Here is a 19,744-nt window from a genome sequence, read left to right as displayed (position 1 = left end):
TTCCGTTCCACCAGCGAGATTCGACGGGGCAGGCGCGGTCGGCATGGCGCGGGCGGGACGGGAAACCCGTACAGCAACCCATCCCGTCCCACCTCAGAAGGACGTCACACATGCCGATCACATTCCGCAAGAGCTTCCGGATCCTCCCGGGGGTGCGGCTGAACATCAACCGTCGCTCCTGGTCCATCACCACCGGCGGCAGGAACGGCCCCCGGCGCACCACCAGCAGCACGGGACGCCGCACCACCTCGGTGGATCTGCCCGGCCCCTTCGGCTGGCGCAAGACCACGCGCACGCACCGGCGTTGAGTCAGCGGGCGGCGTCCCGCCCCACCTTGGCGGCCCAGAGCACCAGCGGGACCTGGAGCGGAAGCCGCGCGTAGGCGAGGGCCCTGAGCGGGGCGGGCTTGTGGCGCCAGTCGTACGCCATCTTCACGTTGGCCGGGAAGACGCCCGCGAAGAAGCACGCTGCGGCGACCGCGCTGACCTGCCGGGTACGGGGCACGGCGAGACCCGCCGCCAGCAGCAGCTCGGCGACGCCGCTCGCGTGCGTCCACGCACGGGGACTTCCCGGCAGCACCTCGGGCACGGTCGCGTCGAACTGTTTGGGCGCCACGATGTGGGCGGCGCCCGCCACGGCGAGGAGACCCACGAGAAGACGCGCGGAACGGTCGGTGGCGGTCAACGTGAGCCTCCAGGGCGGTCGTGGCAGTCGTGGCAGTCGGGCAGCATGATTATTACCAGTCGGTACGCCACATTGCTAGACATCATGTCAGTAACAGCCGGCCGACTTGAGCTCCGCGAGGAATGCCTCGGGCGCCTCGTGATGGATGTGATGGCCCGCGTCGATGGTCACCAGGCGGCAGCCGGGAATCAGATCCGCCATCCGCGCGAGCCTGTCCTGAGGCAGGTGGCTCGCAGAACCTCCGGCTATCAGGAGAGCGGGCGCGGTGATACCTGTCAGCCCCTCGGACCACGCCGGATCGGGATCGTTGTACTGCGCGTCCGTCGCCGGCACGACCTCCCAGTCGAAGTCGAGTACCTCGTCCGTACGGCAGGGAACCGGACGCCGCGGGTCGGCGGGAAACGGCGGCGGCGGGTCCTCCAGCACGAGCAGCCCGATCCGCTCCGGATACGCCTGGGCCACCAGCGAGGCGATCGAGCCGCCCATGGAGTGCCCGACGAGGCTGACACGGTCCAGACCGAGCGCATCGAGGAACGCCCTTACGTCGTCGCGCATCTGGGGGTACGTGTAGCTGCCCGGCCAGTCGCTCATCCCGTGCCCGCGCAGGTCCGGGGCGTACACCCGGCGGGTGGCGGCGAGCCGCTCCGCGATGTGCGTCCAGTGGGCGCTGTTCCCGGACCTGCCGTGCAGCAGTACGACGGGTGGCGCGGCGGGGTCGCCCCAGGTGCGGTACGCGATCCGGATGCCGTTCGCCCGTACGCTCCGCAGCCCGGCGTCGAAGAAGGCGCCGACCGTACGGGCGAACCAGCCCGGGTCGTCGAGCCACGGAAAGTGCCCGCCGCCGGGCTGGACGGCCAACTCCACGTCGGGGAAGAGGGCGGCCATCTCGGCGGCGCGCTCCGGGGTGGGCACGCCGTCGCGTTCCCCGGCGAGCACGAGAACGGGCGCGGCGAGCGCCGCCAGCCCGGTGCGCGTCGCCGGCGGGTCGAAGGTGCTCTCCGTGGCGAACACCGTCGCCGCCGCCCGGTTGAGCTGTTGCGGGCTTGCCGCGGCGTGCGCCTGGGCGGCCGCGTCCCAGCGTCCGTAGAAGAACGGGTACGCCGACCCGCTCGTGTCGACGCCGCGCAGCTGTGCGTCGAGGGCGGCGTACGCCTCCTCGAACCAGGGCTCGCCCTTTCGCAGCCGCGCCGCCGCCAGCCGGTCCTCGGGTGTCACCGGCACGCCCGCGGCCCACGCGGTCGGCGTGACGAGCGCCAGGCGGCGGACGCGGCCGGGGTGGGCAGCGGCGTACAGCATGCCGAGATTGCCCGCCGCCGAGTGCGCCAGCACGTCCATGCGCTCCAGGCCCAGATGATCGCGCAGCGCCTCGACGTCGGCGACCAGCCGTTCGCAGCGGTACGTCGAAGGGTCGGCCGGGACAGCGGAGCCGCCGGTGCCGCGCAGGTCGAGGAGGACGAGCTGGCGGTGCGCGGAGAGCCCTCCCAGGTCACCGAGGTAGGCGGCGGCGCGCATGGCGCCGCCGGGGAGGCAGATCAGCGGCTCTCCCTCACCCACGAGGTGGTAGGCGAGCTCGGTCCCGTCGTACGCGCTGAATGTCCCCGTGGCCCTCATGCACAAGATCATTACAACTGCGGGGCGCCCAAGGCAATGCTTTTCTCTTGACGCCCGACCGGCCTCCTGGATTACTGACCCCCAGAGGATCAACCGAATGATCGGTTGTCCGGTTGGTACGGGAGAGTCATGGGGAGTCACTTATGACGGTTCTGCTGGACGCGGCGGAGGAGCTCGGCCGCGAGGAGCTCGGCGCTCTGCAACTGGAACGGCTGCGGGCGACTCTGCGACACGCGTACGAGAACGTCCCCTTCTACCGGCAGTCGTTCGACAAGGCGGGCCTGCGTCCCGACGACTGCCGGTCGCTCGCCGACCTCGCCCGCTTCCCCTTCACCGTCAAGACCGACCTGCGCGACAACTACCCCTTCGGCATGTTCGCGGTCCCCGAGTCCGACATCCGGCGCATCCATGCCTCCAGCGGCACGACGGGCCGCCCGACGGTCGTTGGATACACCGAACGCGACCTCGACATGTGGGCCGACATGGTCGCCCGCTCGATCCGCGCGGCGGGCGGCCGCCCCGGGCACAAGGTGCATGTGGCGTACGGATACGGCCTGTTCACCGGCGGCCTCGGCGCGCACTACGGGGCCGAGCGCCTCGGCTGCACCGTCATCCCGGCGTCCGGCGGCATGACCGCGCGCCAGGTGCAGCTGATCCAGGACTTCAGGCCCGAGGTCATCATGGTGACGCCCTCCTACATGCTGACGCTGCTCGACGAATTCGAGCGCCAGGGCGTGGATCCTTGTACGACATCCCTCAAAGTTGGCATCTTCGGCGCCGAGCCGTGGACCGAGGAGATGCGGCGCGAGATCGAAGGGCGGTTCGCGATCGACGCCGTCGACATATACGGGCTGTCGGAGGTCATCGGCCCGGGAGTGGCCCAGGAGTGCGTGGAGACCAAGGACGGTCTGCACATCTGGGAGGACCACTTCTTTCCGGAGGTCGTCGACCCCGTCACGGGTGAGGTGCTGCCGGACGGCGAACAGGGCGAGCTGGTCTTCACCTCGCTCACCAAGGAGGCCATGCCGGTCGTCCGTTACCGCACCCGCGACCTCACGCGACTGCTCCCGGGAACGGCGCGTCCCGGCTTCCGGCGGATGGAGAAGGTCACCGGCCGCACCGACGACATGGTCATCCTGCGCGGCGTGAACCTCTTTCCCACCCAGATCGAGGAGATCGTGCTGCGTACGCCCGGTGTCGCCCCGCACTTCCAGCTGCGGCTGACCCGCGAGGGCCGGATGGACCGGCTGACCGTACGGGCGGAGGCGCGGGCGGGGGCCACCGGGGATCAGCGGGCAGCAGCCGAGGCGTCCATCGCGACCGCCGTGAAGGACGGCATCGGGGTCTCGGTCGGGGTCGAGATCGTCGACCCCGAGACGCTGGAGCGGTCGGTGGGCAAGCTCAAGCGGATCGAGGATCTGCGGACGAAGTGACGTCAGCTGAAGCGGTCCCGCAGCTCGCGCTTGAGGATCTTCCCGCTGGCGTTGCGCGGCAGCTCGTCCACGAACAGCACCCGTTTCGGGGCCTTGAAGTGGGCGAGCTTCTCGCGGGCGTACGCGAGGAGTTCGGCCTCGGTCACCTCGCCGCGCGGCACGACGACGGCGGTGACGGCCTCGATCCAGCGCTCGTCGGGGAGCCCTACGACCGCGGCCTCCGCGACGCCGGGGTGGGTGTAGAGCGCGTCCTCGACCTGCCGGGAGGCGACCAGCACGCCACCGGAGTTGATGACGTCCTTCACTCGGTCGACGATCGTGAAGTACCCCTCGTGGTCGCGCACCGCGAGGTCTCCGGAGCGGAACCAGCCGTCGCGGAACGCCTCCGTGGTCTCGGCCGCCCTGTGCCAGTACCCCTCGCACAACTGCGGTGAGCGGTAGACGATTTCGCCCGCCGTTCCGTCGGCGACCTCGTCGCCGTTCTCGTCGACGACCTTCGCCTCGACGAAGAGCACCGGCCTGCCGCACGAGTCCATCCGTCCCTCGTGCTCGTCCGGCCCGAGGACGGTGGCCAGTGGGCCGATCTCGCTCTGCCCGAAGCAGTTGTAGAAGGCCAGCCCGGGCAGCCGCTCGCGCAGTCGCTCCAGTACCGGTACGGGCATGATGGATGCGCCGTAGTACGCCTTGCGCAGTCCGCCCAGGTCGCGGGTGGCGAAGTCGGGGTGGTTCGACAGACCGATCCAGACCGTGGGTGGCGCGAAGAGACTGTCCGCCCGCCCCGCCTCCACCAGGTCGAAGATCGTCGTCGCGTCGGGCCCGTCGATGATGACGTTCTCCGCACCGACCGCGAGATACGGCAGCAGGAACACGTGCATCTGCGCGGAGTGGTAGAGCGGCAGCGAGTGGACCGGCCGGTCGTCCTCCTTGAGGTCCAGTGCGGTGATGGCGCTGACGTACTCGTGGACGAGCGCGCGGTGCGTCATCATGGCCCCCTTCGGGAGCGCCGTCGTACCGGAGGTGTAGAGGAACTGCACGACGTCCCGGGCGTCCCGGTCCGGGTCGAACGGCCGTGGGGTGCCCAGCGCGGCGAGCATCGACCCTTCGGCGTCACGCAGCGGACGTACGGCGAAGCCTGCGGGAATGCGGTGCTCGAGGCCGGGATCGGCGAGGACCAGCGCGCTGCCCGAGTCCTCGAGGATGTACGTCAGGTCGTCACCGGTCAGGTTCTGGTTGACCGGCACATGGACGAGCCCGGCCCGCGCACAGGCGAGGAAGGCGATCAGGTACACGTCCGAGTTGTGGCCGTAGGCCGCCACCCGGTCGCCGTCCTCCAGGCCGCAGGTGACCAGTTCGGCGGCAGCGGTGGACACCGCCGCGTCCAGCTCGGCGTAGGTCCAGGTCCGGTCCGCGTACCGCAGGGCGGCGCGCTGCGGGGTCCGGCGCGCGCTGCGGCGCACGATCCCGTCGACTGTGCTGCTGCGTACGTCTGTCGTCATGGCGTGATCCTGGGGCGCGGTGAGAGTGGGGTCAAGGGGCTGAATGGCCCTGGGCCCGAGCCCGGACGTGACTGGATACCGAACGGAATGTTGACATGAGCGCGCCCGGCTGCGTGCATGGACCAATCACTCTGCCCACCACTCCGGCCACACTGCCAACTACCCTGCACCGCAGTCCCTTTGGGAGGCACGTTGCACCTCCGCACCCGCCTGAGACAGCTCGCACTCACCTCAATAGCCCTGGTCACGGCCGCGGCCGGGCTGCCACCGGCCACCGCCGGAGCCAGCGATGCCGGTTCCCGTGACCGGCATCCCTCGTCCGGCGGACTGTCCGCCCTCATCCGCTACACGGAACACGGTATTCCGCACATCGTGGCCAAGGACTACGCGAACCTCGGCTTCGGCACCGGCTGGGCCCAGGCCGCCGACCAGGTGTGCACGCTCGCCGACGGCTTCGTGACCGTGCGCGGCGAGCGCTCGCGCCACTTCGGCCCGGACGCGGCGCCCGACGGCTCACTGTCGTCGGCCGCCAAGAACCTTTCCAGCGACCTGTACTTCGCCGGGGTACGGGACGCCGGCACGGTCGAGAAGCTGCTCGCCACGCCCGCCCCCGCCGGTCCCAGCCGGCAGATCAAGGATTCGATGCGCGGCTGGGCCGCCGGGTACAACGCGTGGCTCAAGCAGAACCGCATCACCGACCCCGCCTGCAAGGACGCCGACTGGGTACGCCCGGTGACACCGCTGGACGTCGCCCGGCGCGGGTTCGCGGTCTCCGTCCTGGGCGGCCAGGGGCGCGCCATCGACGGCATCACGGCCGCGACTCCGCCGGGCGCCGCGCCCGTCGGCGCGGTCGATCCGGAGCGGGCGGCCGGTGCGGCGCGCGAGATTTTCGCCTCCGGCAATGCCGACATGGGTTCCAACGCCGTGGCGTTCAGCGGGAAGACGACCGCCAACGGGCGCGGACTGCTGCTGGGCAATCCGCACTACCCCTGGAAGGGCGGGCGGCGCTTCTGGCAGTCGCAGCAGACCATCCCGGGTGAACTGAACGTCTCCGGCGGCTCGTTGCTCGGCACCACCGTGGTCAACATCGGCTTCAACGACAAGGTGGCCTGGAGCCACACGGTCGCGACGGGCGTCACGCTCAACCTCCACCAGCTGACGCTGGATCCGGCCGACCCGACGGCGTATCTCGTGGACGGCAAGCCGGAGCGTATGACGAAGCGGACGGTGTCCGTGCCGGTCAAGGGCGGGGCCCCGGTCACGCGGACCCAGTGGTGGACCCGCTACGGGCCGGTCGTCACCGGGCTCGGCCCCTCGCTGCCACTCCCCTGGTCGGCGACGACGGCGTACGCCCTCAATGACCCGAACGCCGCCAACATGCGGGGCTCCGACACCGCGCTCGGCTTCGCCAAGTCCCGCTCGACGCGCGACATCCAAGAGACCTTGCGCCGCGTCCAGGGGCTGCCCTGGGTGAACACCGTCGCGGCGGACTCCGCCGGGCACTCGTTCTTCAGCCAGTCGCAGGTCCTGCCGAGGATCACCGACGAGCTGGCGCAGCGCTGCTCGACGCCGCTCGGGAAGGTGACGTACCCGGCATCAGGGGTCGCCGTACTGGACGGGTCGCGCACCGACTGCGCGCTCGGCTCGGACAAGGACGCGGTGCAGCCGGGAATCTTCGGCCCGTCGAAGATGCCGACACTCAAGGACGCGCCGTACGCCGAGAACTCCAACGACAGCGCCTGGCTGACCAATACGGACCGTCCGCTGACCGGTTACGAGCGGATCTTCGGCACGGTCGCGACTCGCCGCTCCATGCGTACGCGCGGCGCTGTCGAGGACGTGGCGGCCATGGCGGAGAAGGGCCGGCTGACGGTCGGCGATCTGCAGCGGCAGCAGTTCGCGAACCGGGCGCCCGCGGGTGACCTGGCGGCGGCCGATGCGGCCAAGGGGTGCACGGCGCTGGCGGCGGACCGTCCGGATCTTCGGGACGCGTGCGAGGTGCTGGGGCGGTGGGACAGGACGGTGAACACGGACAGCAAGGGCGCGCTGCTCTTCGACCGGTTCTGGCGAAGGCTTGTGGCGTCCGTGTCTGCGGCGGACCTGTGGAAGGTGCCGTTCTCCGCGGCTGATCCGGTGCGTACGCCGAACACCCTCAACACGGCCGCACCCGGCTTCGAGACCGCCCTCACCGGCGCGGTGGCGGAGCTGAAGGCGGCGGGCATCGCACTCGACGCGCCGCTGGGCAAGCACCAGTTCGTCGTACGGAACGGCAAGCGCGTCCCACTCCACGGCGGCACGGAGTCGCTCGGCATCTGGAACAAGATCGAGCCCGTGTGGAACGCCGCGGGCGGCGGCTACACGGACGTGACGACCGGATCCAGCCACATCCAGGCTGTGGGCTGGGACGGCGGGCGGTGTCCGGTGGCGCGCACGCTGCTGACCTACGCGCAGTCGTCGAACCCGTTGTCGCCGTACTACAGCGATCAGACTGATCTGTACTCGGGCGAGCGCTGGGTTACGTCCCGGTTCTGCGAAAAGGACATCCTCAGGTCACCGGAGCTGCGGGTGGAGCGGGTGCGCGAGCACTGACGCGCGGGCGTCACGACGGGCCCTCACCGGTGCGGTGGGGGCCCGTCCGCAGGTGGGGCACTCTCGGCGAAGCCGAGCCCGGGAGAGGGTTCGGTCGTCGGCGAGGCCGTTCCCGTACGCCGTCGGCGTCTCGGGAGCACATTGCGCCCGGCGGCGCCCGGCGCGTGGCGCCGGGCGGTCGGCGCGGATCAGAGAGCCCGCTCGTGGCCCTCCCAGTACGGCTCGCGCAAGCGGCGCTTGTAGAGCTTGCCGTTGGGGTCGCGGGGCATCGTCTCGATGAAGTCGACAGTCCTGGGCCGTTTGAATGCGGCCAGCTGCCGCTCGCAGTGCGCGAGGATACCGGCGGCCAGCGCGTCGTCGGCCGTGTGCCCCTCGGCGGGTTCGACGACGGCCTTGACCTCCTCACCCCAGTCCGCGTGCGGGATACCGAAGGCGGCGGCGTCGGCGACGGCGGGGTGGGTCAGGAGGGCCGCCTCGATCTCGGCGGGGTAGATGTTGACCCCGCCCGAGATGATCATGTCGATCTTGCGGTCGCGGAGGAAGAGATAGCCGTCCTCGTCGAGTATCCCGAGGTCTCCGACGGTGAAGAAGTCGCCGATGCGGTTCTTCTTCGTCTTGCTCTCGTCCTTGTGGTAGCTGAAGCCTCCGGTGCTCATCTTCATGTAGACGGTGCCCAGTTCACCGGGCGGCAGACGGTTTCCTTCGTCGTCGAAGACGGCCAGCTCGCTGATGGGCCAGGCCTTGCCGACGGTCCCGGGCTTCTTCAGCCAGTCCTGCGCGGTGGCGAAGGCGCCGCCGCCCTCGCTGGCGGCGTAGTACTCCTCCACGCAGTGGCCCCACCAGTCGATCATCGCCCGCTTGACGTGGTGGGGGCAGGGCGCCGCGCCGTGGATGGCGTGGCGCATCGACGACACGTCGTACGACGCGCGTACGTCCTCGGGCAGGGCGAGCAGCCGGTGGAACTGGGTCGGGACCATGTGGGTGTGCGTGCACGCGTACCGGTCGATGAGGCGCAGCATCTCCTCGGGCGTCCACTTGTCCATGAGGACGAGGGGATGGCCTATGTGGAGGGCCGCGCCCGCGAATTGGAGTACGGCGGTGTGGTAGAGCGGCGAGCAGACGAGGTGGACGTTGTCGTCGAAGGGGCGGATGCCGAAGATGGCGAGGAAGCCGCCGAGGTAGGACTCCTCGGGGAGCTTGCCGGACAGCGGGCGGCGGATGCCGCGCGGGCGTCCCGTGGTGCCCGAGGTGTAGTTCATGACCCAGCCGAGAGTGCGGTCGGCGGGCTCGTACGAGGGTTGCCCTCCTAGGAGTTCGGCGTACGGGCGGAACCCGGGCACGTCGCCGACGGCGTAACGGCCGTTCACGGGAAGCTTCGCTTCGTCGGCCGCGGCGGTGGCCGCTCCCGTGAAGCGTTCGTGCGCGATGAGGACCTTCGCTCCGGAGTCGGCGACGATCCAGGCGATCTCCGGACCGACGAGGTGGTGATTGACGGGGACCAGGTAGAAGCCGGCTTGGGAGGCGGCCAGATAGGCGGTGAAGAACTCGACACCATTGGGCAGGACGACGGCGAAGGCGTCCCCCTGGCGCATGCCGGCCGCGCGCAGTCCGTGGACGAGTTGGTTGACGGCGGTGTGCAGCCGCCCGGCGGTCCATTCCTCGCCGTCGGGGGCGGTGAGGACCGTACGCCCGGGGTCCGCGGTCGCCTGGGCCCAGAAGCCGTTGGGCGGCTGAGTCACGGTCATGTCCGGCTGCTCCTTCCGGCGATGCGGTTGATACGGTCCACGGCGCGTTCGAAACCGCGGGTGAGGTCGTCGACGACGGCCTGGACGCTGCGTTCGGTTGTCATACGGCCGACGATCTGGCCGACGGGCGTGCCGAGGAGCGGGCCGACTTCGTACTTCTGTATCCGGGAGACGGCCTCGGCGACGAGCAGTCCCTGGAGCGGCATGGGGAGCGTCCCTGGTCCGTTCGGGTCGTCCCAGGCGTCGGTCCATTCGGTGCGCAGCTGGCGGGCGGGCTTGCCGGTCAGCGCCCGGGAGCGGACGGTGTCGCCGGAGCCCGCTGCCAGGAGTTTGGCGGTGAGGGCGCGCGAGTGGAGGTCGGCTTCCTCGGTGGTGAGCCAGAGCGACCCGAGCCAGGCGCCCTGGGCGCCGAGCGCGAGGCCGGCGGCTATCTGTTCGCCGCTGCCGATGCCTCCGGCCGCGAGGACGGGCAGGGGGTGGACGGCGTCGACCACTTCGGGGACGAGGACCATCGAGGCGATCTCACCCGTATGGCCACCCGCTTCGTACCCCTGCGCGACGACGATGTCGATGCCCGCTTCGGCGTGGCGCCTGGCGTGCTTGGCGCTGCCTGCGAGTGCGGCGACGAGGACGTTGTGGTCGTGGGCACGGGCGATGACGTCGGCCGGCGGGGAACCGAGGGCGTTGGCGAGCAGCTTGATGGGGTAGTCGAAGGCGACGTCGAGCTGGTTGCGGGCGACCTCCTCCATCCAGCCGGTGATACGCCAGCCCGAGGCCTCGCCGGCGGCGAGGCCCGGTACGCCGTGTTTGGCGAGGGTCTCCTCCACGAACCGGCGGTGCCCTTCGGGGATCATCGCCTCCACATCAGCCTCGGTCACTCCTTCCACCTTTTTCGCGGGCATGACGACGTCGAGGCCGTACGGCTTCCCGTCGGTGTGTTCCGCCATCCAGTCGAGGTCGCGCGCGAGTTCGTCCGGCGCGGTGTAGCGGACCGCGCCGAGCACGCCGAATCCGCCTGCCCGGGTGATGGCGGCGGCCACCGCCGGGAAGGGGGTGAAGCCGAAGATGGCGTGCTCGACACCCAGTTTCTTACTCAGCTCCGTCTCCATGAGCGGCAGGATGCCGCAGCGGGGCGGACGAGGGAAGAGATTTTCTGATACAGCGTCAGATTCCTCGTGTCCTTCGCGGCGGCCGACCGGTTGACAGCACTCTCCGCCTGCAAGAAAGTTTCATTTGCTGAACGTGTGGCGGAAGTTACTTTCACAAGGGGTGGCTCGTGACCGACGGAGGAATCAGCCGGCGCAGGCTGGGTGGCGGCATCATGGCGCTGGGCGGCGCCCTAGTGCTCGCGCCGTTGGCTGCGGGACGGGCGGGCGCGGCGGACCGCGCCAAGGACGCTGACGCCGGACGGCCGACGCTGCGGCGTGGTTCACCCGAACGCGCCGGGCTGCTCCCCGGGCCCCTCAAGCAGCTCGTCACCGACGCGGAGCGTTACCTCGGCCCGTCCCCCAAGCACCCCTGGTACGCGGGTGCGGTCCTGCTCGCCGGGCGGGGCGGCACGGTGGCGCTGCATCAGGCCATCGGGTCGGCGGTGCGCTATTCGGCGTACGACGAGAAGACCGATACGGCGGTGGAGTTCCCGGCGGACCAGCGGATCGCGATGGCCGAGGACACGGTCTTCGACCTGGCGTCGGTCTCGAAGCTCTTCACGTCCATGCTCGCCGTGCAGCAGATCGAGCGCGGCACGCTGGAACTGGAGGAGAAGGTCGCCTCGTACCTTCCGGAGTTCGGCAGCGCGGGCAAGCAGGACATGACGGTGCGCCAGCTGCTCACGCACACCTCCGGGTTCCGCGCCTGGATTCCGCTCTACAAGGAGCCGACGCGGGAGGGAAAGCTGCGGCTCCTGTGGAACGAGGCGCCGTCCAGTGCGCCCGGCACCAGGTACCTCTACTCGGACCTCAATCTGATCTCGCTCCAGCTCGTCCTCGAAGAGATCACCGGTCGCACTCTGGATGCCCTGCTCCACGACGAGATCACTGCTCCACTCGGGATGCACCGCACTCGCTTCAACCCGCCCGCTTCCTGGAAGCCGAAGACCGCCGCCACCGAGGACGCCAGACTGCCCTGGTCCGGTCTCGACCGCGGTCTGGTGTGGGGTGAGGTGCACGACGAGAACGCGTACAGCCTCGGCGGCGTCGCGGGCCACGCCGGTGTCTTCTCCACCGCCTGGGACCTCGCGATCCTCGGCCGTACGCTCCTCAACGGCGGCGCGTACGGACGGTCGCGCATCCTGCGCCCCGAGTCGGTGGAGCTGATGTTCACCGACTTCAACACCGCCTTCCCGGGCGACGAGCACGGCCTGGGCTTCGAGCTCTACCAGCACTGGTACATGGGCGCCATGGCCACCCCGAAGACCGCGGGCCACACCGGCTTCACCGGCACCAGCCTGGTCCTCGACCCGTCGACCGACTCCTTCCTCGTCGTACTCGGCAACTCGGTCCACCCGGTGCGAAGCTGGCGCTCCGGCAGCGCCCCGCGCGTGGCCGCCGCCAACAACATGGCCCGCGCGGTCGCTGTACGCCCGGTCCACGGCCGCACCGCCTGGTTCTCCGGCATGGCCTCGGCCACCACGGCCACGCTCACGCTGCCCGCCCTCACCCCCGGGTCGGACCGCCCCCGGCTGCGCTGCTCGCTGTGGTGGGACACCGAGCCAGGCTCCGACCGCCTCTTCCTCGAAGCCTCGGCGGACGGCGGGACAACGTGGCAGGCCGTGCCGTTCACGACCGTACGCAAGGGGCATGAGCCGCAGTCCCACCCGGCGGGCGCGGTCACCGGCTGGTCGCAGCGCGTCTGGCACCGGCTGAGCGCGGACCTCGCGGCGTGGCGCGGCAAGGAGGTACGTCTGCGCTGGCGGTACCGGACCGACACGCTGTACGTCGGGCGGGGCGCGTACGTCGACGGGCTGCGCGTCGACGACGGCCGGCGCACGCTCTTCGACGAGGCGAGGCCCGCGGATGCCGCCCGCATCGAGGCGACGGGCTGGACAGCGTCCGAGGACTGACGGCGAAGGGCGCTGAAGGGACTGTTCAGCGCCCGAGAACCGCCATCGCCGCGTTGTGGCCGGGGATACCGCTGACTCCCCCGCCGCGTACAGCGCCCGCCCCGCACAGCGATACGTTCGCGTGCGCTGTCTCGACGCCCCAGCGGCCGGTTCCGGCGGACTCGTCGGCATACGGGAAGGACAGCGCGCGGTGGAAGATGTTCCCGCCCGGCAGCCGCAGTTCGTTTTCGAGGTCGAGCGGGGTCTTCGCCTCGATGCAGGGGCGGCCGTTCTCGTCGAGCGCGAGGCAGTCGGCGATGGGCTCTTCGAGGTAGGTGTCGAGCTGGGCGAGAGTGGCCGCGAGGAGTTCGGCGCGGGCCGCTTCGTTGTCGTGGGCGAAGAGGCGTGCCGGAGTGTGCAGACCGAAGAGTGTCAGCGTCTGGTAACCCTGCGCGGCGAGATCCGGGCCGAGGATCGACGGGTCGGTCAGCGAGTGGCAGTAGATCTCGGACGGCGGCGCGCTCGGCAGCCGCCCGGACGCCGCTTCCCCGTACGCGGCCGCCAATTGACCGTACCCTTCCGCGACATGGAACGTTCCCGCGAACGCTTCGTTCGGTTCCACGGAACGGTCGCGCAGGCGCGGGAGTCTGCGCAGCAGCATGTTGACTTTGAGCTGCGCCCCCTCGGCTGAGGCGGAGGCGGAAGGCTCTTCCCCGAGGAGGGTCGCGAGAGCGTGGGGTGAAGCGTTCACGAGAACGTCGCGGGCCGCGACAGTGGCCTCACCCGTGTCGCTTCGGAAGGTCACTTCGGCTCGGCTGCCATCGGTGTCGATACGGGTGGCCTCATGGCCGGTGACGATCTCGGCGCCGGCTGCCAGGGCGGCGTTCGCGAGCGCGTCGGTGAGCGCTCCCATGCCGCCCACGGGCACGTCCCAGTCACCCGTACCGCCGCCGATCACGTGGTAGAGGAAACAGCGGTTCTGGAGCAGCGTGGGGTCGTGGGCGTCGGCGAAGGTGCCGATCAGGGCGTCGGTGAGGACAACGCCGCGTACGAGATCGTCGGCGAAGTGTTCCTCGATGGCGACACCGAGCGGCTCCTCGAAGAGCATCCGCCAGGCTGCTTCGTCGTCGATACGGGCGCGCAGGGCGTCCCGGGTGGGCAGTGGCTCCGTGAGAGTCGGGAAGACGCGCTCCGCGACGCGGCGCATGACGGCGTAGAAGGACTGCCAGGTCTTGAACTCCGTGTCACCGCCCGTGAGCCGTGCGAACGATTCCCGGGTCCTTTCGGTGCCGCCGCCGACCAGCAGGCCGCCACGCCCGCTCGGCGTGTACGACGAGACAGTGCGCTTGCGTACGGCGAAGTCCAGCCCGAGATCGCGGACGATCTGCTGAGGCAGCAGTGACACCAGATACGAGTAGCGGGAGAGCCTGGCGTCGACACCGGCGAACGGGCGGGTGGACACCGCCGCACCGCCGGTGCGGTCCAGGCGTTCCAGCACGAGCACGGAGCGCCCCGCGCGGGCCAGATAGGCGGCGGCGACCAGGCCGTTGTGTCCGCCGCCCACGATCACGGCGTCATAGCTGTCCTGTACGTGTACGGGCATGGCGTGCGCACTCCTGTCTTCGCGTACCTCTGTGCGTACCCCGGACTCAGTGGCTCTGCGCTCCGCGCTGCTGGCGCAGAGCGGCCACCCGCCGGTACAGCTCGACGGCCTCAGCGCCGCGCCCGAGCTGCTCCAGGCAGTGTGCCTCGTCGTTGCGGCTGGCGAGGGCGTCGGGGTGGTCGGCGCCCAGGACGCGTTCGCGGGCCTCGGCGACCTGCCGGTAGACGGTGAGGGCGTCGGCCCAGCGGCCCAGCCAGCCGAGGCCGACGGCGACTTCCCGGCGGCTGACGAGCGTATCGGGGTGGTCGGTACCCAGGACGCGTTCGCGGATCGCGCACACGTCGCGTGCCTCGGCCAGGGCCTCCTCCCAGCGGGCGAGGCGGCCGAGGTTGACGCCGAGGCCGTGTCTGGCGCGCAGCGTCTCGGGATCGGCCGGGCCCTGCACCCGGGTGCGGTCGTCGACCAGTGCCCGGTAGAGCTCCAAGGCCTCCGCACTGCGGCCCAGCCGGCCCAGGCTGATACCGACCTCGTAGCGGGCGGCGAGGGTGTCCGGGTGATCGGCGCCGAGCGCCTGCGCGCGGGCCTGGGCAACCTCGCGGTACGTCTGGAGGGCCTCCGCCCAGCGCCCCAGCTGGCCGAGCGCGTACGCGACTTCGTACCGCGTGACGAGCGTGTCCGGGTGCGTCGCGCCGAGCACCCGGGCGCGGGCCGTCGCGACTTCGTGCGCCATACGGTACGAGTCCTCAAGGCGCCCGAGCCTGCTCAGGTTGAACGCCAGATTGTGCCGGCAGCGCAGCGTGTCGGGGTGCTCGGCTCCCATGGTGCGTTCCCGGGAGGCGAGGACAGCGGCGTACACCTGGTGCGCCTCGAAATGCCGGCCGAGCTGCCCGAGGACATACGCCGTCTCCTGCCGGGCGGCGAGGGTCTCGGGATGGTCGGGGCCCATGGTGCGCTCGCGCCCCTCCGCCACGGCGCCGAACTCGCGCAGGGCGTCGGCGGCGCGCCCGGTCCTGCTGAGCGTGAAGCCGACCTCGTAGCGGCTGGCGAGGGTGTCGGGGTGGTCGGGGCCCAGGGCGTGTTCGCGCTCGGCGGCGACCGCGCGGTGAACCTCTCCTGCCTCGTTCCAGCGGCCGAGGCGGCCGAGGCTGAGTCCCGCGTTGTGCCTGCTGTTGAGTACGGCCAGCACCTCAGGCGGGGGTGTGGGCCGCTCGGGCCTGAGCGGGGCCGGGACGGCGGCAGCGCGTCGCAGGTCGACGCCGGTGGTCCACTCCCCCGTCAGCCCCGCGGAATGGTCGGGCGGGGTCTGCGGGAGGGACCACGTCCCGCTCGCCTTGTGGCCGGTGGTCATGCCGCGCGTCCAGGAGGGCCGGCGGGGTGCGCGTGACGGCGGCTGTTCGGGGCGCCCGGCCGGCGGGCGTAGCGCGGGTACGCCGACGGGCCCCGACGAGCGGGCCGCGGTCAGGCGGTGCGCCAGGGCCTTGGCATCGGAAGGCCGTTCCTCGGGGGTTTTCGCGAGCAGGTCGAGGACGATGCGGTCGAAGAACCCGGGAAGCTCCGGGCGGTGCTTACGCGGTGGCTCCGGCTGCGTGTCGCGGTGGCCGACGAGGACCGCCCAGGCGTCGTCGAGGTCGAACGGCGGAACGCCGGTGGCGATCTCGTACAGCACACAGCCCAGCGAGTAGAGGTCGCTGCGGTGGTCGACCTCTATGCCGCTGATCTGCTCGGGCGACATGTAGTGCGGGGTGCCCATGGCTATTCCGGTGCCGGTGAGCCGGGAGGTGAAGCCGATGTCGTGGCCGAGGCGCGCGATGCCGAAGTCGCAGATCTTCACGGTGCCGTCGGTGAGCCGCATGATGTTGGCGGGCTTCAGGTCACGGTGGACGATGCCCTGTTCGTGCGTGTAGGCGAGGGCCCAGGCGACCTGCTCGGCGATGTCGACGACATCGGCGACGTCCAGCGGGTGCGCTTTGTTGTCCTCCAGGAGCTGGCTGAGGTTGCGCCCGTCGAGCAGTTCCATGACCAGGTAGAGAACGCCGTCGTGCTCGCCGAAGTCATGGACGACGGTGACGCCCCGGTGCTGCAGAGCGGCCGCGACGCGCGCCTCCCTGCGGAAGCGTTCCCGCAGCACCCTGGTGAACGACTGGTCGTGCTGAGGCCCCACCGGTTTGAGGCACTTGACGGCGACCTTGCGCCCCAGCGACTCGTCGTGGGCACGCCACACCTCGCCCATGCCCCCGCGCCCGATCAGATCGAGCAGCCGGTACCGGCCTTGGATCAGCCTGGTGTCCGCCATCTCGTGCTGTCGCCCCCGTCACTCCGCTGCGCCCTCCCCGGCCCGTCCAGTATGGCCGCCTGTCTGCGGAGTTTGTACGGTGCGGGGCGCGCGTCGGGGCCGAGTCGTGCCATCGCCTTCAGAATGTGACCGGGCGGCAGTTGCCACCGCACACGCGAGGGGATGCAGCGCAGGGCCGTTCCGGTTACGGCGAGCCTGCGGGTCACCGTCTCCGGGGCGGGGGCGGGGCGGCCGTACAGCTCATGGGCGTAAGGAGGCAGTGAGGCGTACGCGAGGGCGGCCGCGCGCCGCCACAGCAGCGCGCGCGCCGGTACGAGCAGCGGATGCACGGGGGGTTTGCGCAGGAAATCGTAGATTTCGCGAGCTTCGGGCCCGGCGGCGAGTTCCGGCCGTACCTTCTCGAAGTAGGCGGCGAGTCCGGCAGTCGACGCGGGGACGTGTGCCGGGTCGAGACCGACCAGGCGGGCCCCCTCGCGCTGTTCGTCGAGGTACTGGTCGGCCTGGGCCTCGCTGAGCCCGATGCCGGAGCGGCGCGCGACCTCCAGGTACGAGCCGACCTCGGCGCAGTGCACCCACAGCAGCAGCTCCGGCTCACCGACGCCGTAGCGCTCACCGGTGGCCGGGTCGGTGGCCCCCAGCATGCTGTGTATCTTGCGGACCCGGGCGCCGGCCCGTTCGGCGGCTTCCGTGGTGCCGTACGTGATGGTGCCGACGAAGGAGGCGGTGCGCATCAACCGGCCCCAGGTGTCCTTCCTGAAGTCGCTGTTCTGCAGAACGCCGCGTACCGCGCGCGGGTGCAGCGCCTGGAGGTAGAGGGCGCGTACGCCCGCGACCCACATGATCGGGTCGCTGTGCATCTGCCAGGTGACCGATTCGGGTCCGAAGAGGCCCGGGTCGGCGTCACGCATGTCTCCGCCTCCTCCTCGCCGCCTCCTGCCAGGCCGGTACGGCCAGGCTAACGCCGGGCGGACGGTGTGACGAGGAATCCCAGTTGGCACCAGCAGAGCGCCGGACTCTCTCAGGACTCAGAACCTCACTTCTGAAACAGGCCCCCTAGGCTCGGGTGATGGGCAGCTTCACCACACACCGCCTGCGGGCGCACGACCGTACGCGTTCACCAGTGCAGCGCTTCGGCGCGCTGCGTACGTGCCTCGCGGAGTTCGCCCCGTACGGCTTCCACGCGACCTATCACCACCTGTGCCGCGGAGCCGGGATTCCGGCCGAGCCCGAGATGGACTCGGAGGCGGTGGTGCGGGCGGTCGAGGAGCTGCACGCCGCGCGGGAGATCTGGCTGGCGGAGTTCCACGGGTGGCAGGTCCGCCGCCGTGCGCAGAAGGCCGCCGGCATACGCGTTCCCGACCCGCCCGAACCCCGGCGCCGGCTCTTGTGCCCCGACCCCGAGTCCCACCCGGCCGAACCGCTCGCGGCGGTGATGCCGCGAATCCTGCGCGCCCCTGCCGGGGATCTGGCCGAATGCCCGGTGTGCGGAGCGGGCCGCGGTACGAAGTCCTGGCACGACGGGTTCACGGAACACCGCCTCTGCGCGGGATGCGGGGTGAGCCTCGCCGGACGGCCCACCGAGCCCGCTCCCGGGGTCGAGGCCGCCCGCGCGGAACGCTGGAGGCTGGTCTGGAGGCGCCGGATATGAGCCCACGGGCCTTTTCCAGTGCTCTGCCCTCTTGGAAAGCGTGTTGGGGGCAACCCGGCAGGAGCGCGGCAGGGATCAGCGCGGCAGGTGGCCCAGCACGGACCGCACCGCCCGGTTCACGGCGTCCCGTGCCTGCTCGGTGTGGTCGATCGTCTCGAACCCGTGGTGGCCGAGCGGCACGTCGATCACGTCGACATTGGCCTTGCAGTTCTCGGCGGCGCTGAGGAATTCCTCGACCGTCGCCGCGATCGCCGCGTGTTCCAGCCCCACCCGGGTCAGCACGATCGGCAGTTGCCCCGCCGAGCTCACCGTGTCCACGGGGCGGAATCGGGAGTCCACAAGCCCCCAGCCCGGAAGCGGCGCGAGCACGGGATAGGTCAGCGCCACACACCGCAGCCACGGCGGGGGCGCCGCGAACAGGTCCGCCGACAACAGCCCGCCGGCGGAGAAGTACCACAGCGCGACGCGTTCCCCGTCGACGCGCGGATCGGCTCGTACGAGCTCGACCGCCGCGGCGACGTCCTCTGCGGCACGCGCGTAGTCGGCGAGGTCGTGCAGGCGGTGATCCAGCGTCACACCGACCACTCCCAGACTCGCCGCGTATCGGGCATAGCCGACGTAGGAAGGCCAGTCCCGCGGCGTGGGCCGCAGGTCGGGGGAGACCGGGCCGCCATGGACGAACACCACCGCCGGACGAGGGCGGTCGGCGCCCGGCAGATGGAAATCGACCCGCCCCACCCGGTCGTAAGGCTGCTCCGGTACCTCCAGGAGGAAGGGCCGCAGATGGGCGGGCTGCTCGCCGACGGCCGCGGCCACTCGGCGCCCTTCTCCCACGGCGGCTCGCAACAGCACCTCGGCCAGCTCGTCAGGGGCGGACAGCATGGGCCAGTGGCCGGTGTCCAGTTCGAAGAAGCCCACTCGGGGGTCGGCGAGCGCCTGGTACTGCGGTGGCCCTGATGCCACCAGGAGTTCGACCATGGCGATACTCGCCCCGCCGGCGGTGCACAGGACCCCGGTCGTCGGCAGTTCAGCGGCCGCACCGGACAGTCGGAGCGGCTGGGTGAGCGTGCCCGACGGCTGCGGTGCGGCGAGGCGGTCCAGTCGCGCCAACGCGTTCGCGGGGATGCCGGCGGTGCTGCCCCAGCGCTGCCACTCGTCCCGTGGCGGCGGGGGGATCCGCCAGTCGTCCTCGGACTGCCCGGTCCGGTGCGACAACTGGTCGCGGACTGCCTGGTCGGGCACCAGCGCGAGGGCCGAGTCACCGTCCTGTGGCATGCCCGCGTCCAGGTGGACAATCCGCGCGATCCGCTCCGGGCGCCGCTCGGCGGCGCCCAGCACCGGGTGGATACCGTAGTCGTGGCCGACGAGCACCACATCCGGCGCTTCGACCTCGTCGATCAGCTGCACCAGATCCTCGATGTGTGTCTCCAAGTCCGTCTCCGGCCCGGCCAGATGACGACGGTCCCCCATGCCCGTGAGTGTCGCCGGGTACACCTCGGATCCTGACTCCCTGAGCCGGGCGGTCACTTCCCGCCACACCCAGCCCCCGGTGAAGGGCCCCGACACCAACACGAACGCCGTCATGATCGCCTCCTCGTATGC

At 70.8% G+C, this 19,744-nt stretch carries 14 protein-coding genes; 5 read left to right on the top strand and 9 right to left on the bottom strand.

Annotated elements, in window-relative coordinates:
- Positions 1-110 precede the first annotated feature (110 nt).
- Positions 111-308 carry a DUF4236 domain-containing protein gene (locus ABZX79_RS05465; protein WP_214972726.1) on the top strand — a complete coding sequence of 66 codons (198 nt, stop codon included), beginning with the start codon at positions 111-113 and terminating at the stop codon, positions 306-308.
- Position 309: 1 nt separating this feature from the next.
- Here the strand turns inward: ABZX79_RS05465 and ABZX79_RS05460 are convergent, their stop codons facing one another.
- Complete coding sequence (locus tag ABZX79_RS05460; protein WP_355251942.1) at positions 310-684, bottom strand: DoxX family protein; 375 nt, start codon at positions 682-684, stop codon at positions 310-312.
- Positions 685-771: 87 nt separating this feature from the next.
- A complete protein-coding gene (locus ABZX79_RS05455) occupies positions 772-2,295 on the bottom strand; it encodes an alpha/beta hydrolase (protein WP_355251939.1) in 1,524 nt (507 codons plus the stop codon).
- 143 nt (positions 2,296-2,438) lie between these two features.
- Here ABZX79_RS05455 and paaK point away from each other — a divergent pair, with 143 nt between their 5' ends.
- Positions 2,439-3,728, top strand: a complete 1,290-nt coding sequence (gene paaK / locus ABZX79_RS05450) for a phenylacetate--CoA ligase PaaK (RefSeq protein WP_355251936.1) — start codon at positions 2,439-2,441, stop codon at positions 3,726-3,728.
- Between the two features lie 2 nt (positions 3,729-3,730).
- On the opposite strand, the gene ABZX79_RS05445 is transcribed toward paaK, so the two are convergent.
- Complete coding sequence (locus ABZX79_RS05445) at positions 3,731-5,224, bottom strand: acyl-CoA synthetase (RefSeq protein WP_355251933.1); 1,494 nt, start codon at positions 5,222-5,224, stop codon at positions 3,731-3,733.
- Positions 5,225-5,416: 192 nt separating this feature from the next.
- On the opposite strand from ABZX79_RS05445, the gene ABZX79_RS05440 reads away from it, so the two are divergent.
- Positions 5,417-7,813, top strand: coding sequence for a penicillin acylase family protein (locus ABZX79_RS05440; protein ID WP_355251930.1), 2,397 nt, complete (start codon positions 5,417-5,419; stop codon positions 7,811-7,813).
- A 188-nt stretch (positions 7,814-8,001) separates the two neighbouring features.
- On the opposite strand, the gene ABZX79_RS05435 is transcribed toward ABZX79_RS05440, so the two are convergent.
- Together ABZX79_RS05435 and ABZX79_RS05430 are read right to left on the bottom strand one after the other, a co-directional pair.
- Positions 8,002-9,558, bottom strand: a complete 1,557-nt coding sequence (locus ABZX79_RS05435; protein WP_355251927.1) for an acyl-CoA synthetase — start codon at positions 9,556-9,558, stop codon at positions 8,002-8,004.
- The gene (locus ABZX79_RS05430) at positions 9,555-10,667 is read right to left on the bottom strand and encodes a nitronate monooxygenase family protein (protein ID WP_355251924.1); all 1,113 of its coding nucleotides are present in this window, start codon (positions 10,665-10,667) and stop codon (positions 9,555-9,557) included. The genes ABZX79_RS05435 and ABZX79_RS05430 overlap by 4 nt, the downstream gene beginning before the upstream one ends.
- 212 nt (positions 10,668-10,879) lie before the next feature.
- Between ABZX79_RS05430 and ABZX79_RS05425 the strand changes: the two genes are divergently transcribed.
- Positions 10,880-12,619, top strand: a complete 1,740-nt coding sequence (locus ABZX79_RS05425) for a serine hydrolase (protein ID WP_355252025.1) — start codon at positions 10,880-10,882, stop codon at positions 12,617-12,619.
- Positions 12,620-12,644: 25 nt separating this feature from the next.
- Here the strand turns inward: ABZX79_RS05425 and ABZX79_RS05420 are convergent, their stop codons facing one another.
- From ABZX79_RS05420 to ABZX79_RS05410, 3 genes are read right to left on the bottom strand one after another with little or no spacing between them, the layout of a single operon-like run.
- Positions 12,645-14,201 carry an NAD(P)/FAD-dependent oxidoreductase gene (locus ABZX79_RS05420; protein ID WP_355251922.1) on the bottom strand — a complete coding sequence of 519 codons (1,557 nt, stop codon included), beginning with the start codon at positions 14,199-14,201 and terminating at the stop codon, positions 12,645-12,647.
- A gap of 46 nt (positions 14,202-14,247) precedes the next feature.
- A complete protein-coding gene (locus tag ABZX79_RS05415) occupies positions 14,248-16,494 on the bottom strand; it encodes a serine/threonine-protein kinase (RefSeq protein ID WP_355251919.1) in 2,247 nt (748 codons plus the stop codon).
- On the bottom strand, positions 16,476-17,402 hold the full coding sequence (locus ABZX79_RS05410; RefSeq protein ID WP_355251917.1) for an oxygenase MpaB family protein: 927 nt from the start codon (positions 17,400-17,402) through the stop codon (positions 16,476-16,478). The genes ABZX79_RS05415 and ABZX79_RS05410 overlap by 19 nt, the downstream gene beginning before the upstream one ends.
- Positions 17,403-17,560: 158 nt before the next feature.
- On the opposite strand from ABZX79_RS05410, the gene ABZX79_RS05405 reads away from it, so the two are divergent.
- Positions 17,561-18,142 (top strand): hypothetical protein, encoded by a 582-nt coding sequence (locus tag ABZX79_RS05405; protein ID WP_355251914.1) that lies wholly within the window; start codon positions 17,561-17,563, stop codon positions 18,140-18,142.
- A gap of 75 nt (positions 18,143-18,217) precedes the next feature.
- On the opposite strand, the gene ABZX79_RS05400 is transcribed toward ABZX79_RS05405, so the two are convergent.
- Complete coding sequence (locus ABZX79_RS05400; RefSeq protein ID WP_355251911.1) at positions 18,218-19,726, bottom strand: alpha/beta fold hydrolase; 1,509 nt, start codon at positions 19,724-19,726, stop codon at positions 18,218-18,220.
- Positions 19,727-19,744: the final 18 nt, after the last annotated feature.

Source organism: Streptomyces sp. NPDC002994 (genome assembly GCF_040611155.1).
Lineage (GTDB): Bacteria > Actinomycetota > Actinomycetes > Streptomycetales > Streptomycetaceae > Streptomyces.
The sequence above is the reverse complement of the archived record's forward strand: the minus strand, read 5'-3'. Positions and strand labels throughout refer to the sequence as shown.

What these genes read in the sequence shown, in the direction of transcription:
- ABZX79_RS05465 (WP_214972726.1), top strand. Translation starts at nt 111, where the DNA reads ATGCCGATCACATTCCGCAAGAGCTTCCGGATCCTCCCGGGGGTGCGG.
- ABZX79_RS05455 (WP_355251939.1), bottom strand. Translation starts at nt 2,295, where the DNA reads ATGAGGGCCACGGGGACATTCAGCGCGTACGACGGGACCGAGCTCGCC.
- paaK (WP_355251936.1), top strand. Translation starts at nt 2,439, where the DNA reads ATGACGGTTCTGCTGGACGCGGCGGAGGAGCTCGGCCGCGAGGAGCTC.
- ABZX79_RS05445 (WP_355251933.1), bottom strand. Translation starts at nt 5,224, where the DNA reads ATGACGACAGACGTACGCAGCAGCACAGTCGACGGGATCGTGCGCCGC.
- ABZX79_RS05435 (WP_355251927.1), bottom strand. Translation starts at nt 9,558, where the DNA reads ATGACCGTGACTCAGCCGCCCAACGGCTTCTGGGCCCAGGCGACCGCG.
- ABZX79_RS05430 (WP_355251924.1), bottom strand. Translation starts at nt 10,667, where the DNA reads ATGGAGACGGAGCTGAGTAAGAAACTGGGTGTCGAGCACGCCATCTTC.
- ABZX79_RS05425 (WP_355252025.1), top strand. Translation starts at nt 10,880, where the DNA reads ATGGCGCTGGGCGGCGCCCTAGTGCTCGCGCCGTTGGCTGCGGGACGG.
- ABZX79_RS05420 (WP_355251922.1), bottom strand. Translation starts at nt 14,201, where the DNA reads ATGCCCGTACACGTACAGGACAGCTATGACGCCGTGATCGTGGGCGGC.
- ABZX79_RS05415 (WP_355251919.1), bottom strand. Translation starts at nt 16,494, where the DNA reads ATGGCGGACACCAGGCTGATCCAAGGCCGGTACCGGCTGCTCGATCTG.
- ABZX79_RS05410 (WP_355251917.1), bottom strand. Translation starts at nt 17,402, where the DNA reads ATGCGTGACGCCGACCCGGGCCTCTTCGGACCCGAATCGGTCACCTGG.
- ABZX79_RS05405 (WP_355251914.1), top strand. Translation starts at nt 17,561, where the DNA reads ATGGGCAGCTTCACCACACACCGCCTGCGGGCGCACGACCGTACGCGT.
- ABZX79_RS05400 (WP_355251911.1), bottom strand. Translation starts at nt 19,726, where the DNA reads ATGACGGCGTTCGTGTTGGTGTCGGGGCCCTTCACCGGGGGCTGGGTG.